This is a genomic window from Streptomyces globisporus C-1027, from assembly GCF_000261345.2.
GTDB classification, from domain to species: domain Bacteria; phylum Actinomycetota; class Actinomycetes; order Streptomycetales; family Streptomycetaceae; genus Streptomyces; species Streptomyces pakalii.
Genome location: NZ_CP013738.1, coordinates 326875 through 342284, shown reverse-complemented (window position 1 = coordinate 342284; position 15410 = coordinate 326875). Strand labels below are relative to the sequence as shown.

The following is a 15410-nucleotide window of genomic DNA, read 5'->3' as shown; positions in this document are numbered from 1 at the left end:
TGAATCCGCCGCTCACGGTGGCGATGAGCGTGCCCCAGTCCACTGCTGTTCCCCTCGGAGGCGATCACGGTGTCCGCGTTCCCGAATCTATCCCCGCCGGACCCTCGCCACCCGGTTTTCGGGCGGCGAACCGTACGGGTGCACGGAAGCGCGCCTTGCGCGCGGCCCGGCGGAACGTGGTGAGGACGGCGGGGCCCGCCAGCATCACGCAGACGAAGTTCGTGACGGCACGTCCGGTGTCCCAGCCCAACGACGTGGCCACGTCGAACGCCAGGTAGCGCTGCCACTGTTCGGTGAAGGGCAGCCCCGGAAGGTAGGCGATCGAGCTGTTCGGGTCCACCGAGAACGGCCAGAACGACAGGTTCAGCAGAAAGCCGAAGAGATAGCCGGAGAGCGATCCGTAGACGGCGAGCATCAGGACCTCGCGGCGCCCCGTGGCCCGGGGCAGCAGACCCGCGAGCATGCCGACGAACGCGCAGCCGAACATCTGGTACGGCATCCACGGGCCGACCCCGCCGGTGATCAGCGCGGACGCGAAGAGGGATGTGCAGCCCAGGGTGAAGCCGAAGCCGGGGCCGTAGACCCGGCCCGCCAGGACGAGGAGGAAGAACACCGTCTCGATCCCCGCGGTCCCCGCCCCGAGCGGGCGCAGCGCCGCGTTCACGGCGGACAGCACCCCGAGCATCGCCAGTGCCTTGGAGTTGATGCCGCCCTCGGCGATCTCGGAGATCACGACGCACAGGACGAGGACGAGCAGCACACCGAAGATCAGCGGCGGCGCGTAGGCCGCGCCCAGCTTGCCGGGGGCGACGACGAAGGGCCAGAAGAAGGCGACGAGACCGAGGAAGGCCGCCATGGCGATCACGATTCCGGCGCGCGGGGCGATACGGATGGCGCCGGCGGATCGCTCGGTGAGGTCGTGGACGTCCTTGGGACCGCCGAGGTTCTTCATGCGTCCGCCTCTCCGCCCGGCAGCACCGCGGTCACCTGGCCGACCGTCAAGTACGGCAGGGGTGCGAGGATCTTCGCCACCTGCGGGGCGAAGACCGGCGAGGCGACGATCACTTCGGTGGTCGGTCCGTCCGCCACGATGTCGCCCTCGGCCAGCACGACGACCCGGTCCGCGGCGCGCGCGGCGAACTCGACGTCATGGGTGGAGACCACCACCGACCGCCCCTCGGCGGCCAGTTCGTCGACCATCGCGATCAGCTGGGTCTTCGCCCGGTAGTCGAGACCGCGCGTCGGTTCGTCCAGCAGCAGCACCCGGGGGGCCGCCGCCAGTTGGATCGCGAGGACCAGCGCCAGCTTCTGCCCCTCGGAGAGGTCGCGGGGGTGTGTGGCCCCGTCGATGCCCGGAGCCAGCCGGTCGAGGATCGCCCGGGCGGACGGCCCCGTGGCGCGGGTCGCGGCCTTAGCCCCGGTCGCGGTCCCGGACTCGGTGTCGGCCTGGTCGAGCTCCTGCTCGACGCTCTCCAGATAGAGCAGGTCGGTCGGGGTCTGCGGAACCAGCCCGACCAGCCGCCGGGCCTCGGCCGCCGACAGCTTCTTCGGGTCGCCGCCCTTCGCCGCGCCCGGCGCCCCGGACTCGTCCAGGCCCACCCGGACCGTCCCGGCCGTGCGGGGCCCCGAACCCTGGAGCGCCCACAGCAGGGACGACTTGCCCGAGCCGTTGCGCCCCATCAGCGCCGTGATCTCCCCGGCCCGCAGATCGAGGTCGACCTCGCGCACCGCCGGGACACCCCGGTAGGCGACCGTGATCCCCCGGGCCCTGAGCAGGGTCGCACCCGGTGCGTCCGGTACCGCGCGCACCGGCGGGGGAGCCGCGCCCTCCAGTGCCGTACGCAGCGGACGGGCGGCCCTGCGGGCGTCGCGTACGGACAGGGGCAGGGGCGACCAGCCCGCCGCCCGGCCCAGCTCCACGATGGGCGGGGCGATCGACGACGCCGTGAAGATCTCCGACGGCGCCCCCGACACCACCCGGCCGTTGCCCGGCAGATGGATGACCCGGTCGGCGTACTGCACCACCCGCTCCAGCCGGTGTTCGGCCAGCAGCACCGTCACCCCCAGGTCGTGGACCAGCCGGGTCACCGCGGCCAGCACCTCCTCGGCCGCCGTCGGGTCGAGCGCGGACGTCGGCTCGTCCAGCACCAGGACCCGCGGGTGGGCGGTGAGCACGGAACCGATCGCGACCCGCTGCTGCTGACCGCCGGACAGCTCGTGCAGCGCCCGATGGCGCAGATCCGCGAGCCCCAGCAGGTCGAGTGTCTCCTCGACCCGCTTGCGCATCACCGTCGGCGAGATCGCCAACTGCTCCATCGCGTAGGCGAGTTCTTCCTCGACCGTGTCCGTGACGAAGCCGTCCAGCGGGTCCTGGCCCACCACGCCCACGACATCGGCGAGTTCACGCGGCGGATGGTCGGCGGTGTCGCGGCCGTCGACCGTGACCGTGCCGTACAGCGTGCCGCCGGTGAAGTGCGGGACGAGCCCGTTGACCGCGCCCAGCAGGGTCGACTTGCCGACCCCCGTGTGGCCCACCACGAGGCACAGTTCCCCCTCGTCGACCGAGAGGTTCACGTCCCGCAGGACCGGCTCGTCGGCGCCGTCGTACACGACGGACACCCGGTCGAAGGTGATCATGCGGTTTCCTCGGTGCGCGGTGCGGTGATGTGCGGGATGGGCGGAGCGGAAGGGGCCGGTGGGCTCGGCGGCGGCGCCAGGAACCCGGCCGCTCCCGCCAGCAGGATCGCGGCGGCCGGGACGAGTGGCAGCGTCGGCCAGCTCAGCGGATAGATGGACGGGTTCAACTCCGCCGGGTCGTAACCGACGTTGACGAACAGCAGCACCGCTGAGAGCACCCCGCAGGACGCCACCGCCCACTCCGTGAACCGCCACGGATCCGGCCGGTACGTCGTCCGCGTCACCCGCCGCCCGCCGAGCCGCAGCCCGGCCAGGCACAGCACCGAACCGGCCGCCAGCGCGGGCAGCCCCAGCAGCTTGGGCGCCGACGGGTCGAGGAGCCCGTACGCCCCGGCGCACAGTCCGCACATGCCCAGCAGCATCAGCGCCCCCGTCAGCCGGCGCGAGCGCGGCGTCGCCGAACCGGCTCGCCCGTACCCCCGCGAGTCCATCGCCGCCGCCAGCCGCAGCGACCGCTCCAGCGCGTCCTCCAGCACGGGCACCACGATGCCCCGCAGCGCCTTCAGCCCCTTGTTGCGCCCCGCCCGCAGCCGCCGGGCCCGGGCCACCCGCTGCACGCTCTGCACCAGTTGGGGAGCGACGCTGATCGACACGGTGACGGCGACGCCGAGTTCGTACAGCGCGCCGGGCAGCACACGCAGCGCCCGCTTCGGGTTGGCGAGGGTGTTCGCCGCGCCGATGCAGCACAGCATGCAGGCGAGCCGCAGACCGTCCGTCGCGGCCGACAGCAGCGCCTCCAGCGAGACCGGGCCGCCCAGTTGGATGCCCGCGTACCAGTCCGGTGTCGGGATGTGCGGGAGCGAGAAGAGGTAGTGGTCGTCGGGGGTCATCCCGGTGGCGAACACGGCCCGGAACACCACCCGGATCGCGACGACCGTCAGCGCCAGATACAGGTAGTACTTGAATCCGCGGGCCCACGGCGCCTCGGTCCGCCGCACGGTGATGACGTAGCCGAGCACCGCGAGAACCAGGAAGAGCAGCAGCGGGTTGTTGGTCCGGCTCACCGCCGTGGCCAGGGCGAGCGCCCAGATCCACCAGGCGACCGGGTGCAGGGTGCGCGGTAGCCGCCGCCCGCCGGTGTCCGGCGTGGCGGCGGTGCGCCCCCCGGCCGTGCGGGCCGCGTACGGACTACTGCTCACGGCGGCGGCGCTTCGCGGCGAACACGGCCGCGCCGCCGATGACCACCACGAGACCGGCCGTCGCCGCCACCGGCACGATCGACCCGGAGTCGTGCTCCGCGTCGGCCGCCGGGGCGGCGTCCACCACCTTGGCCCCCTTCTCCGGCGCGGCCACCGCCGCCTCTGTCGTCACCGAAGCGGACGGGCTGGGGGAGGCGGTGGCGGAAGCGGACGGCGACGCCGACTTCGAGGGCTTCTCCGAAGGCCTCTCGGACGGCTTCTCGGAGGGCGGCGGCGGAGCCTGGTCGCCGTCCGCCGGCCGCTGCGCGGTCCGTACGGGGTCGGGCTTCGGCTCGGGCCTCGGCGCCGGATCGCCTCCCACAGGACGGGAGTTGTGGGCGCGCAGCTGGTCGGGGGTGGCGGTGGGGCGGCCCTTCGTGCCCTCGATGTTCGTCCCGCCGAAGATCCACAGGTCCACGCTGCCCGGCCGGGGCCGGTAGCTCATCGCGCCGAGCTGGCTGTACTCCCAGGTGTTCTCGCCGGGGTCGGCGTGCCAGTACGACCAGTAGGCGGAGGCGGGCGGGGTCAGCACGCAGTCCTCCTGCTGGGAGGTGGGGTACTGCTTGCCGCCCTGGTGTCCGCTGTAGCCGATCCGGCAGATGAACGCCGGGCCGTCGTGCCCGGTGCCGGTGGTCCGCCAGCCGCCCTGGTTGAGCAGCTCGTAGCCGGTCGTCGGCGTCGTACCGCAGGAGCGGTAGACGGGACCGCCCCAGTGGCTGAAGTCGACCGCCAGCACCACGCCCGAGGAGATGGTGCACCGGCCGATCGGCTGCGGGGCCGCCGAGGCCTGGCCTGCGGGAGCGAGGGCCGCAGCGCCGGTCAGGCCGAGGACGGCCAGGGCCCGGCCGACGGTACGGAGCAGGCACGGGTTCACCGCTCACCGCCCGCCGCCGCGCCACGCCGGTTACGGGCGGTCACGACCGTACGCCAGCCCGCCAGGACCAGCACCGCGGCGGCCGCCGCGAGGCCGAGCGCCTGCGCACCGGTCGACGCGAGGCCGCCCCCGCCGCCCGGACCGTCGGCGTTCACGATGCCCCCGCCGCCCGTGCTGTCCCCGGGGGTGACGATCACCGGGGTGGAGGAGGACGGCACCGGGTTCGGCGTGGTGCCCTCCAGGCTGCGGACCAGGGTGCCGAAGGAGATGCCGGTGGCGCCGCCGACGGCCTGCGCCGAGGCGCGGATGTCGGAGCCCGGCTGCCCCTCCTTCGCGACGTTGAACCCGCCGTCCTTGTTCTGCTGCGAGGCGAGGAACTTCAGCGCCTTCGTGATCTGCTTGTCGTACTTCTCCGCGTCCAGGGACAGGCCCTGCACGGCCAGCGCCGCCGAGTTGACCGAGTTGCCGGACGCGCCGGGGAAGCCGCCGTCCGGCAACTGCCGCGCGGCGATCCAGGCCAGCGACTTGTCGACGGCGGCCGCGTGCGCGTCACCCGGGACCAGGTCCAGGGTCATCGCGGCCATGGCGGTCGAGTCGACGTCCGAGTCCCCCGTGGAGGGGATCAGACTCGGCCAGGCACCCGAGGAGGCGTGCTGAAGGCTCGCCAGATACGCGATCGGGGCCTCGGCCGCCTTCTCCTCGCCCGCGCGCACCTGCGCGATGATCCCGAGGGACTGGGCGAAGACGGACGGTGAGTAGGTGTAGGCGCCCTTGGCGGGGCAGCTGCGGTCCGGGGCGGTGCTCGGCTTCTCGCAGACGGCGTCGGTCACCGCGGCGATCAGGTCCCGGCCGCCGAAGTCCCGCGGGTCGCGCTCGACGGCCTGCGCGAGCAGGGCCGCCTTGCCGATCCTGCCGCCCTGCGCGTACTTGCCGCCGATCCCGGACCAGTCCACCAGCGTCCGGCCCGTGCGGTCCTTGCCGCCGCCGGAGAGGAAGTCCACGACCGTGCGCAGCGCGTTGTTGTCGTGCCCGGTCGCGGCCAGGGCGAACGCCCCGTCGATGGTCATGCCGAACTCGGCCTGGCCCTGCCCGGCCCCGTCGTCGTAGTAGCGGCCCTGCAGCAGGTTCGCGGGGTGCGTGAGGAAGCCGACACCCTTCTTGAGGTCCGGGCCCCCACCCGGCGGGCGCATCGTCGGCTTCGTCGTGGGGCCGCCGGTCGTCGGGGGAGTGGTCGGCGGGACGGTCGGCTCGGAGGCCTTCGCGACCAGCCTCACCAGGTCCGTGCCCGACCCCGCCAGCACGGCGGGGGCCGTCGCATACAGCCCGGCATCGGTGGCGCCCTCGTCCAACCCGAAGCCGCCGCCGTCCAGTTGCTCCCGCGACAGCCAGGCGACCGCCGCGTCCGCCGCGCCGCCGTCACCGAGTGCGCGCAGTGCCTGCGCCGCGTAGGCGGTGGCCGCGACGGAGCCGGTGGGCGACCCGTTGTAGGCGGGGAACGCGCCCGACGACAGCTGGGCCTTTTCCAGATACGTACGCATCTTGGCGACGGCGGCCTCATGCCCGCCCGCCTCGTCCAGCACCAGCGCCACCAGCCCGGTGGTCGCCGGATCGCCGTCGCAGTACTCACCGGGGCTCAGCAGGATGCCGGTCACCGAGCCGTCCTGGCAGACCAGCTGGGTCAGCCGCTCCTCGGTCCCGGCGGGCCGCTCGACCCGGCCACGCAGGAGCGCCAGCACGGCCAGCGCCTGGCCGTCGGCGTACGTCGCGCCGTGGAAGTCGCCCTTGGCCGTGCAGCCGGGCGTGGGGCTGCCGGACTCGGGTCCTGCCGGGCAGACGTTCTCCGCCAGGTCGCCGAGCAGGTCGTGCCCGCCGAAGTCGCGCGGGTCGCCCTCGGTGATCTCCGCGAGCAGCGCCAGCCGGGCCGCCGCCGGGGCGGCGGGCGGCTCGTCCGCACCTGCCGGGTAGGCGTAGGCGTCCGTGCGGCCGGCCAGGTGGGTCACGACCTTGTCCAGGGCCGCACCCTTGCCGTTCGCCGCTGCGAGCGCGTACGCGGCCTCCGTGGTCAGGAAGTCGTTGGGTGTCTCGGCTCCTTCGTCCACCACGTGGGTGCCCTCGCGCAGTTGGCCGCTCACCCAGCGGGCGGCTGCCGTTACGTCGATCTCCCCGGCCGGCACGGTCGGCCCGCCGGTCGGGTCCTCGGTGGGGCCGGGCGTCGCGCCCCCGCCGGCGCGTACCTCGTCGGGGGTGAAGGCGGGGCGGCCGGTGGAGCCCCCGACGTCGGTGCCGCCGAACACCCAGGCGTCCACGTCGCCCGCCTGCGGCTTGCGGCTCATCGCGCCGAGCGGGCTGTAGGACCAGGTGTCCTGGCCGGGCGAGGCGATCCAGTACGACCAGTAGGCGGTGGCCTGCGGGGTCAGCACGCAGTCCTCGGTGGCCGGAGTCGGGTACTGCGTACCCGAGTTGAAGGAACCATTACCGATCCGGCAGATGAAGCCGTCGCCGTCGTGCTGGGTGCCCTCGGTGGTGAACCCGCCCTCGTGGAGGAGTTCGTAGCCGGTGGTCGGCGTGGTGTCGCAGCCGCGCACCACATCGCCGCCGAACGGTCCGAAGTCCACCGCGACGATCGCGCCCTTCGTGGCCGTGCACTCCGCGACCGGGTCGGCCGCCGCCGGGCCCGCGCCGGTGACGAACGCCACGCTCGCGGCGAACGTCACGGCGGCCGCCGTGAGCAGCGACAGAAGTCTCTTCTTCCCGACGTGCCGGTCCTGTTGCTGTGCGGTCCCCACCACGGCCCCTCGTGTCGTCCGGGCGGGTCGTGCGTGGCAGAGAGCACCCGGCGAGGGGCGGCCGCAGAGGGGCCGCCCGCAGGGGGCTGTTCGAACCACGCCGTAGTCCGCGACGGCGCTTCTCGCTGTGATTCCTGGTCCCAGGCAGTCCGGCTCGCCCGCGCGATGCGGGCCTACGGTTGCGGGTCAGCGCCGGAATTCGACCGGCTTCCCCTGGGGATGAGTGCGTATCAGGCGGATTGGAACACGCTCTCGAAGAGGCCGTCAAGGTGGCCTGTGTCTCCTTCGCCGACGCTCCGGCGTACGCCCGGCCGTCCCTGGCGCGCCGGTGCCCCCTGGGGTAGCGTCCTGGCCTGCCGTAGGGGGGAACCCGGTGCGAATCCGGGGCTGACGCGCAGCGGTGTGGGACGGCAGGGGGCCGTTCCCGAGCCCGAATGCCCAGACGGTGGTTGTCCCAGGAAAGCCGTACCCACGCGTCCGGGCGTCGGCCACCCCCAGCCTGCCCCGACCCGCCGCGCGCGGCCCGGGAGGCGGCGCGGTGCCGTGCGCCCCTCACCTCAGGAGCAGGCACATGCCGCGTTCTGTCCCCTCCCGCACCTCCCGTACGCCGCGCCGCTTCGCCCTCGTGGCGCCCGCCGTCCTCGGGGCGTTCGCCCTCACGGCGCTGCCCGCCGCCGCGACGTCCACGCCCGCCCAGATCGCCACCTCGAAGACCAACGGTGTGGCGTACGTCAAGTCCCTCCAGGCGGCGGACGGTTCGTACGCCGGTTCCGGGCTCTCCAACGAGTGGGCGTTCAGCGCGTTCGCCGCCGCCGGAACGGCTGCCGTGGACGTCACTCCGGGCGGCGACGCCACCAAGAACGCCCGTACCGTCTACCGCAACCTCCTGGCCACCCCCGGCTGGCCCTCCGCCACCCCCGTCGTCACCGACTACCAGCGCGGCACGCTCAACGCGTACGCCGCCGGGATCGACCCCGCCCGGGTCTCCGCCTCACGCAACCTGATCGCCGACATCTACGGCTACTGGCAGAACGCGGAGGCCGGCTACTTCGGCCCCTCCGCCAACTACAACGGCACCGTCTTCGCCGCCCTCGCCCTGGGCGGCGCGAGAACCCAGGCGGGCGGCCAGCGGGTCCCGCAGGCGCTCGTCGACAAGATCGTCACCCGCCTCCGGGCCAACCAGCACAACGACGGCGGCTGGACCTACGCCAAGGCCGAGGGCAACGCCACCGAGCTGGCCAAGCCGGGCGACGTCGACATGACCGGAGCGTCCATGGCCGCGCTCTGCGCCTCCGGCGTCCCCAACACCGACCCCGACATCCTCCAGGCCAAGGCGTTCCTCAAGAGCAAGCTGATCAACACCTCCGGCGCGTTCAACGCCATGTACGGCATCAACACCAGCTCCAACGGCTGGGCCGTCTCCGGGCTCAACGCCTGCGGCATCAATCCGCAGACCGGCGACTTCCTCACCCCGGCCGGCAAGACCCCGATCGACTTCCTGATCGCCCAGCAGTACAACCCGGGCGGCGGTTTCAAGTACCAGCCGTCCGACACCTCCCCGTCCGCCTACTCCTCCCTCGACGCCCTGCGCGCCGTCGCGGGCGGCGGATTCACCGCCGCCCCGCCCACCCCGGTGACCCCGGGCGCGCCCAAGTGGGTCGCGGCGGGCGGCTTCACGGCCGGTACGGCGACGAAGCTGGCGCTCACCGTGGACGACGGCACCGGCGCCTTGAAGGTCTGCTCGGCCGCCTTCACCCCGACCGGCACGACCACCACCCTCGGCGCCGTCCTGGCCGCCGCGACGAGCGCCGCCACCCCGGCGGGCTGCGTCACCTCGGTCGTTCCCGCCTCCGGCACCGGAACGATCACCTCCGTCAACGGCAAGGCCAACGCCGGGTCGGCGACCTGGAAGGTGTCCGTCGACGGCTCGGCGTTCGCCGGGGCCGCCCGCAACAAGGTGATCGGGGTCGGCGACACGATCGCCCTGCGTTACTCCTGACCCGTGATGCACACCGGTGAAGGGGGCTCCTAGACGGGCGTCCCCTTCACCGGGTACGGCACGAACGTGCTGCTGTTCTCGTCGATCGCCAGCGGCTGCCCCAGCGGCGGCACCGCCCGCTGCGGGCAGTCCAGGCGTTCGCAGATCCGGCAGCCCATCCCGATCGGGGTCGCGGCCGAGGCGTTGTCCAGGTCGAGGCCGTCGGAGTAGACCAGCCGCCCCGCGTGCCGGATCTCGCAGCCCAGACCGATCGCGAACGTCTTGCCCGGCTCGCCCCAGCCGCCCCGGTGCCGGGTCACCGCCCGTGCGGTCCAGAGGTAGCGCTGCCCGTCGGGCATGGCCGCGATCTGGACGTGGATTTTGCCGGGCGCGGCGAACGCCTCGTACACGTTCCACAGGGGGCAGGTGCCGCCCGCGCGGGAGAAGTGGAACCCGGTCGCGGACTGCCGCTTCGACATGTTCCCGGCCCGGTCGACCCGGACGAAGGAGAACGGCACCCCGCGCAGCCGGGGCCGTTGGAGCGTGGACAGCCGGTGGCAGACCGTCTCGTAGCCGAGCCCGAACCGGTCGGTGAGGCGCTCGATGTCGTACCGCACCTCCTCGGCCGCCGTCTGGAAGGCCCGGTAGGGGAGGATCAGCGCGCCCGCGAAGTAGTTCGCGACCCCGATCCGGGCCAGCGGCCAGGTCGCCGAGCCCTCGTCGTAGTCCTCCGACGCCAGCCGGTCGATCTCCGGGCCGTATTCGAGCAGGGCCAGCTGCGTCGCCATTCGGAACGCCTGCTGCCCGGGCCGGAGACGGCCGGACAGATACAGCACCCGGGCGTCCCGGTCGTAGTGGTGCAGCCGCCCGGTGCCCGCCGCACGGCCTTCTCCCTCCTGCCGCCGGTCCGGTCGCCCCCGGTGCGCGCCGGCTCCTGGCCCGCCCGGCCGTTCCGAGGCGGTCGACAGCCGGATGCCGTGCCGTTCCGTGAGGCGCGCCGAGAGCGCCCGGACGACCTCGCCGGGCCGCACGCCGATGTCCGCCGCCAGCTCCTCGGCCGCCAGGTCCGCCTCGTGCAGATAGTTCTGGCGGCGGTAGAAGAACTCGCGGATCTCCTCGTGCGGGGAGCGCGGCAGATCCGGCCCGCCGCCGCCCCGCAGCTCGGCGGCCTCCGCGAGCCGCCCTGCCAGCGCCTGGTTGCGCCGCCCGAGATCGAGCAGCACGTTCGCCACCCCCGGCAGCCGGGAGGCCAGCTCGGACAGCTCGGCGGCCGAGACCCGCGCCGCGCCGACCTCGTCCGCCAGCGCTTCCCGCAGATCCGCCAGCACCCGTGCGGTGTCCCGCTCCGAGAAGAAGCCCGGATCCACCCCGAAGGTCTCGGTCAGCCGGAGCAGCACCGGCACCGTCAGCGGGCGCGAGTCGTGCTCCATCTGGTTGAGATAGCTCGGCGAGATCGCCAGCATCCGGGCCAGCTCCGCCTGGCTCAGCCCGCGCTCCTCACGGAGCCGGCGCAGTCGCGCTCCCGCGTAGGTCTTGCTCACTTCGGGGTCTTTCCCGCCGTCGTCGACATGTCGGCAACCTTATCCGCCGCGACACCTCCAGGACCCTTCGCAATCTTGGCAAAGCGCGCCGAAAGATGTGCAGAACTTGGCAGACGTACCCCGTTGATGGCACTCAGTGCCACTGTCAGAGTTCTCGGTGCGGCCCACCGGACACCGGCTCCGGACCGAGGCCCCGAGCACGATTTCATGCCCTGACGTCGTTCTCCTCGGGATCTCGGACCGATCCGCCGGGCGCATTGCTTACCGTTCCACCTCGGAGGTCGGGTGGGCCGCACCAGCAAGTCCCGTCACTCGGTGACGGAGGCTTCGCACCCTTCACACGATCGACCCCCACGACTTCGGGAGACACGCCATGGCGCAGGCAAGGACGACGGCGGAAGAGCTGGCGCGGCGGTGGGCGAACGACCCCCGCTGGAAGGGCATCGAGCGCACCTACACCGCCGAGGACGTGGTCCGGCTCTCCGGCAGCGTCCGCGAGGAGCACACCCTCGCCCGGCGCGGCGCCGAGCGGCTGTGGCGTCAGCTGCACGAGCAGGACTACATCCACGCGCTCGGCGCACTGACCGGCGGCCAGGCCGTCCAGCAGGTCAAGGCCGGCCTCCAGGCCATCTACCTCTCCGGCTGGCAGGTCGCCGCCGACGCCAACCTGGCCGGCCACACCTACCCCGACCAGAGCCTCTACCCGGCCAACTCGGTCCCGAGCGTGGTCCGCAGGATCAACAACGCCCTGCTGCGCGCCGACCAGATCGCCACCGCCGAGGACGCGGGCGACACCACCGACTACCTGGCGCCGATCGTCGCCGACGCGGAGGCCGGATTCGGCGGACCGCTCAACGCCTTCGAGCTCACCAAGGCGATGATCGAGGCGGGCGCGGCCGGCATCCACTACGAGGACCAGCTCGCCTCCGAGAAGAAGTGCGGCCACCTCGGCGGCAAGGTCCTCGTCCCCACCGCCCAGCACGTGCGCACCCTCAACGCGGCCCGCCTCGCCGCCGACATCGCGGACGTCCCGACCCTGATCGTGGCCCGCACCGACGCACTCGCCGCCAACCTCATCACCAGCGACGTGGACGAGCGCGACGCGCAGTTCATCACGGGCGACCGGACCGCCGAAGGCTTCTACCGCGTCCAGAACGGCATGGCCCCGGTCATCTCGCGCGGCCTCGCCTACGCCCCGTACGCCGACCTCATCTGGGTCGAGACCGGCACCCCGGACCTGGCGCAGGCCCGTGAGTTCGCCGAGGCGATCCACGCCGAGCACCCGGACCAGATGCTCGCGTACAACTGCTCGCCGTCCTTCAACTGGCGGGCCGCGCTGGACGACGGCCAGATCGCCAGGTTCCAGCGGGAGCTGGGCGCGATGGGCTACCGCTTCCAGTTCATCACCCTGGCCGGCTTCCACTCCCTCAACCACGCCATGTTCGACCTGGCGCGCGGCTACGCCGAGCTGGGCATGACCGCCTACGTCGACCTCCAGGAGCGGGAGTTCGCCGCCCAGGCGCAGGGCTTCACCGCGGTCAAGCACCAGCGCGAGGTCGGCACCGGCTACTTCGACCAGGTCTCCACCGCCATCAACCCCGCCTCCTCCACCACGGCCCTCACCGGCTCCACGGAGGAAGAGCAGTTCCACTAGGCCCATCGTCACATTCCCGCCTGCCGGGCGACGACGGGAATGCTACGACAGGCCCTAGAAGTCCCGTCCGGTCGCGGGGGCGCCGAGCCCCCGCGACCGGGGCCGCCGCCCCCGCTCGCACCCCGCTGAGGAGAACCGCATGACCACCCTTGCCACGACCGGCCGCGTCCAGGTCCTCGGCGTCCCGGGGGACCGGCACGAGGAGGTCCTCACCCCGGAGGCCCTCGACTTCATCGGCCGCCTCGACGCGGCCTTCGCCGCCCGCCGCTTCGACCTGCTGACCGAGCGCCGCCGCCGCTCCGCCCTGCTGCGCGGCGGCACCCCGCTCGACTTCTCCCGGGCCACCAAGCCGATCCGCGACGACCCCGACTGGCGGGGCGCCCGCCCCGCCCCCGGTCTGACCGACCGCCGGGTGGAGATCACCGGCCCGCCCGAGCGCTCCATGGCGGTCAACGCGCTCAACTCCGGCGCCCAGGTGTGGATGGCCGACTTCGAGGACGCCACCTCGCCCACCTGGGAGAACATCGTCCGGGGCCAGCTGACCCTGATCGACGCCATCGACCGCCGCATCGACTTCACGACCACGAGCGGCAAGGAGTACCGGCTCTCCGACCGGCCCGCCACCATCATGGTCCGGCCGCGCGGCTGGCACCTCACCGAGAAGCACCTCGTCATCGACGACCGTCCCGTGCCCGCCGCACTCGTCGACTTCGGCCTCTACTTCTTCCACTGCGCCCGGCGCCAGATCGACGCGGGCAGCGGACCGTACTTCTACCTCCCCAAGCTGGAGAACCGGTACGAGGCCCGGCTCTGGAACGACGTCTTCCTCCTCGCCCAGGACCTGCTGGACATCCCCCGGGGGACGATCAGGGCCACCGTCCTCATCGAGACGATCACCGCCGCGTTCGAGATGGAGGAGATCCTCTACGAACTGCGCGAGCACAGCGCCGGACTCAACGCGGGCCGCTGGGACTACCTCTTCAGCCTGATCAAGAACTTCGCGCACCGCCCCGACTTCGTCCTCCCCGACCGGGCGACCGTCACCATGACCGCCCCGTTCATGCGGGCGTACACCGAACTCCTGGTCCGCACCTGCCACAAGCGCGGCGCGTACGCCATCGGCGGCATGGCCGCCCAGATCCCGGGCGGCGAACCGGCCGCCCGGGAAGCCGCCCTGGCGAAGGTCCGGCTCGACAAGGAGCGGGAGGCGGAGGACGGCTTCGACGGATCCTGGGTGGCCCACCCCGGGCTCGTCCAGATCTGCCGGACCGTCTTCGACGAGGTGCTCGGCGACCGGCCGCACCAGCTGGAGCGCACCCGCGACGACGTGCACATCACCGCCGAGCATCTTGTCGCCGTCCGCCGCACGGCGGGGCGCCCGACCCCGGAAGGCGTCCGCGACAACATCGCCGTCGCCCTGCGCTACTACGACGCCTGGCTGCGCGGACAGGGGGCCGTCGCCCTCAACGGGCTGATGGAGGACGCGGCCACCGCCGAGATCGCCCGGGTCCAGATCTGGCAGTGGCTCAAGCACCGGGCGGTCGACCGCGAGACGGTCCTCGCGCTGCTCGACGAGGAGCTGGCCACGCTCGGCGCCACGTACCCCTGGGCCCAGCTCGACCAGGTCCGCGACCTGTTCGAACGCACCGCGCTCGGCAAGGAGCTGCCCGCCTTCTTCACCACGGAGGCGTACGCCCGCCACCTCGTCGGCCGTCCGGCGGTGCTGGCATGAGCGCCGCCATCGCCCGGGTGGGCGTCGTCGGCGGCGGCCAGATGGGGGCCGGGATCGCCGAGGTCTGCGCCCGCGCCGGGCTGGACACGATCGTCTGCGAGGCCGACCGCGCCGCCGCCGACCGGGCCCGCGAGCGCGTGGCGGTCTCCCTGGAGCGGGCCGTCCAGCGCGGCAAGCTCGACCGCCTGAGCGCGGAGGACGCCCTCGGCCGGCTGACCTTCACCGGCAGCCTCGACGACCTGGCCGACCGCCGGCTCGTGATCGAGGCCGTCGTCGAGGACGCCGCCGCCAAGACGGAGATCTTCACCGCCCTCGACAAAATCGTCGAGGACCCGGAGGCGATCCTGGCGACCAACACCTCCGCCATCCCCGTCATGCGCCTCGGCATGGCCACCCAGCGCGCCGACCGCGTGCTCGGACTGCACTTCTTCAACCCCGTGCCGGTCCTCCCGCTCGTCGAGGTGGTGACCTCGCTGCACACCTCCGCCGAGACGCTGACCGCCGCCGAGGAGTTCGCCACCACGGCCCTCGGCAAGACGGTGGTCCGCTCCCAGGACCGGGCCGGCTTCGTCGTCAACGCGCTCCTGATCCCGTATCTGCTCTCCGCGATCCGGATGGCCGAGTCCGGGTTCGCCACCGCCGCCGACGTGGACGCCGGAATGGAGCTGGGCTGCGCCCACCCGATGGGCCCGCTCAAGCTCGCCGACCTGATCGGCCTCGACACGGTGGCCTCCATCGCCGCGTCGCTGTACGACGAGTTCAAGGAACCCCTCTACGCCCCGCCGCCGCTGCTCCAGCGGATGGTGGAGGCGGGGCTGCTCGGCCGGAAGACCGGGCGCGGGTTCCACATCCACGACCGGGGCTGAGGGGCCCGGGTTCCAGGTCGCGGCTGAGGGGCCGCGACCCCTGACCGGACGGGGTGGGAAGCGGTTGACTGTGCCGCTGCCCACCCCGCCGCGGTGTCCGCCGC

10 protein-coding genes and 1 riboswitch are annotated in these 15410 nt (G+C 73.0%); of the genes, 4 read left to right on the top strand and 6 right to left on the bottom strand.

All coding sequences use genetic code 11. The features are described from left to right. Positions 1 to 64 precede the first annotated feature (64 nt). Genes WQO_RS01430 through WQO_RS01410 form a run of 5 tightly spaced genes read right to left on the bottom strand, consistent with a single transcriptional unit; the run spans position 65 to position 7535 of the window. Positions 65 to 952, bottom strand: a complete 888-nt coding sequence (locus WQO_RS01430) for an ECF transporter S component (RefSeq protein WP_010060842.1) — start codon at positions 950 to 952, stop codon at positions 65 to 67. Further along, positions 949 to 2637 (bottom strand): ABC transporter ATP-binding protein, encoded by a 1689-nt coding sequence (locus WQO_RS01425; RefSeq protein ID WP_010060841.1) that lies wholly within the window; start codon positions 2635 to 2637, stop codon positions 949 to 951. The genes WQO_RS01430 and WQO_RS01425 overlap by 4 nt, the downstream gene beginning before the upstream one ends. Next, positions 2634 to 3836 carry an energy-coupling factor transporter transmembrane component T gene (locus WQO_RS01420; RefSeq protein ID WP_058953831.1) on the bottom strand — a complete coding sequence of 401 codons (1203 nt, stop codon included), beginning with the start codon at positions 3834 to 3836 and terminating at the stop codon, positions 2634 to 2636. The genes WQO_RS01425 and WQO_RS01420 overlap by 4 nt, the downstream gene beginning before the upstream one ends. Continuing rightward, positions 3826 to 4749, bottom strand: coding sequence for a hypothetical protein (locus tag WQO_RS01415; RefSeq protein ID WP_010060839.1), 924 nt, complete (start codon positions 4747 to 4749; stop codon positions 3826 to 3828). The genes WQO_RS01420 and WQO_RS01415 overlap by 11 nt, the downstream gene beginning before the upstream one ends. Next, on the bottom strand, positions 4746 to 7535 hold the full coding sequence (locus WQO_RS01410) for a prenyltransferase/squalene oxidase repeat-containing protein (RefSeq protein WP_010060837.1): 2790 nt from the start codon (positions 7533 to 7535) through the stop codon (positions 4746 to 4748). Before WQO_RS01410 ends, WQO_RS01415 begins: the two co-directional genes overlap by 4 nt. Positions 7536 to 7898: 363 nt before the next feature. Beyond that, positions 7899 to 7975, top strand: a riboswitch (cobalamin riboswitch). 131 nt (positions 7976 to 8106) lie between these two features. On the opposite strand from WQO_RS01410, the gene WQO_RS01405 reads away from it, so the two are divergent. Then, on the top strand, positions 8107 to 9534 hold the full coding sequence (locus tag WQO_RS01405) for a prenyltransferase/squalene oxidase repeat-containing protein (RefSeq protein WP_010060835.1): 1428 nt from the start codon (positions 8107 to 8109) through the stop codon (positions 9532 to 9534). Between the two features lie 29 nt (positions 9535 to 9563). Here the strand turns inward: WQO_RS01405 and WQO_RS01400 are convergent, their stop codons facing one another. Continuing rightward, positions 9564 to 11054, bottom strand: coding sequence for a short-chain fatty acyl-CoA regulator family protein (locus WQO_RS01400; RefSeq protein ID WP_010060833.1), 1491 nt, complete (start codon positions 11052 to 11054; stop codon positions 9564 to 9566). A 373-nt stretch (positions 11055 to 11427) separates the two neighbouring features. Here WQO_RS01400 and aceA point away from each other — a divergent pair, with 373 nt between their 5' ends. The 3 genes from aceA (at position 11428) to WQO_RS01385 (ending at position 15306) form a co-directional block, all read left to right on the top strand. Beyond that, positions 11428 to 12708: an isocitrate lyase gene (aceA, locus tag WQO_RS01395; protein ID WP_010060832.1), complete on the top strand. Its 1281-nt coding sequence runs from the start codon at positions 11428 to 11430 to the stop codon at positions 12706 to 12708. A gap of 139 nt (positions 12709 to 12847) precedes the next feature. Beyond that, positions 12848 to 14440, top strand: coding sequence for a malate synthase A (aceB, locus tag WQO_RS01390; protein WP_058953830.1), 1593 nt, complete (start codon positions 12848 to 12850; stop codon positions 14438 to 14440). Then, positions 14437 to 15306, top strand: coding sequence for a 3-hydroxybutyryl-CoA dehydrogenase (locus WQO_RS01385; protein WP_010060830.1), 870 nt, complete (start codon positions 14437 to 14439; stop codon positions 15304 to 15306). Before aceB ends, WQO_RS01385 begins: the two co-directional genes overlap by 4 nt. Positions 15307 to 15410: the final 104 nt, after the last annotated feature.

Bases quoted from the DNA above. Each gene is read 5' to 3' on its own strand.
- aceA (WP_010060832.1), top strand. From the start codon at position 11,428: ATGGCGCAGGCAAGGACGACGGCGGAAGAGCTGGCGCGGCGGTGGGCG.
- aceB (WP_058953830.1), top strand. From the start codon at position 12,848: ATGACCACCCTTGCCACGACCGGCCGCGTCCAGGTCCTCGGCGTCCCG.
- WQO_RS01430 (WP_010060842.1), bottom strand. From the start codon at position 952: ATGAAGAACCTCGGCGGTCCCAAGGACGTCCACGACCTCACCGAGCGA.
- WQO_RS01385 (WP_010060830.1), top strand. From the start codon at position 14,437: ATGAGCGCCGCCATCGCCCGGGTGGGCGTCGTCGGCGGCGGCCAGATG.
- WQO_RS01425 (WP_010060841.1), bottom strand. From the start codon at position 2,637: ATGATCACCTTCGACCGGGTGTCCGTCGTGTACGACGGCGCCGACGAG.
- WQO_RS01405 (WP_010060835.1), top strand. From the start codon at position 8,107: ATGCCGCGTTCTGTCCCCTCCCGCACCTCCCGTACGCCGCGCCGCTTC.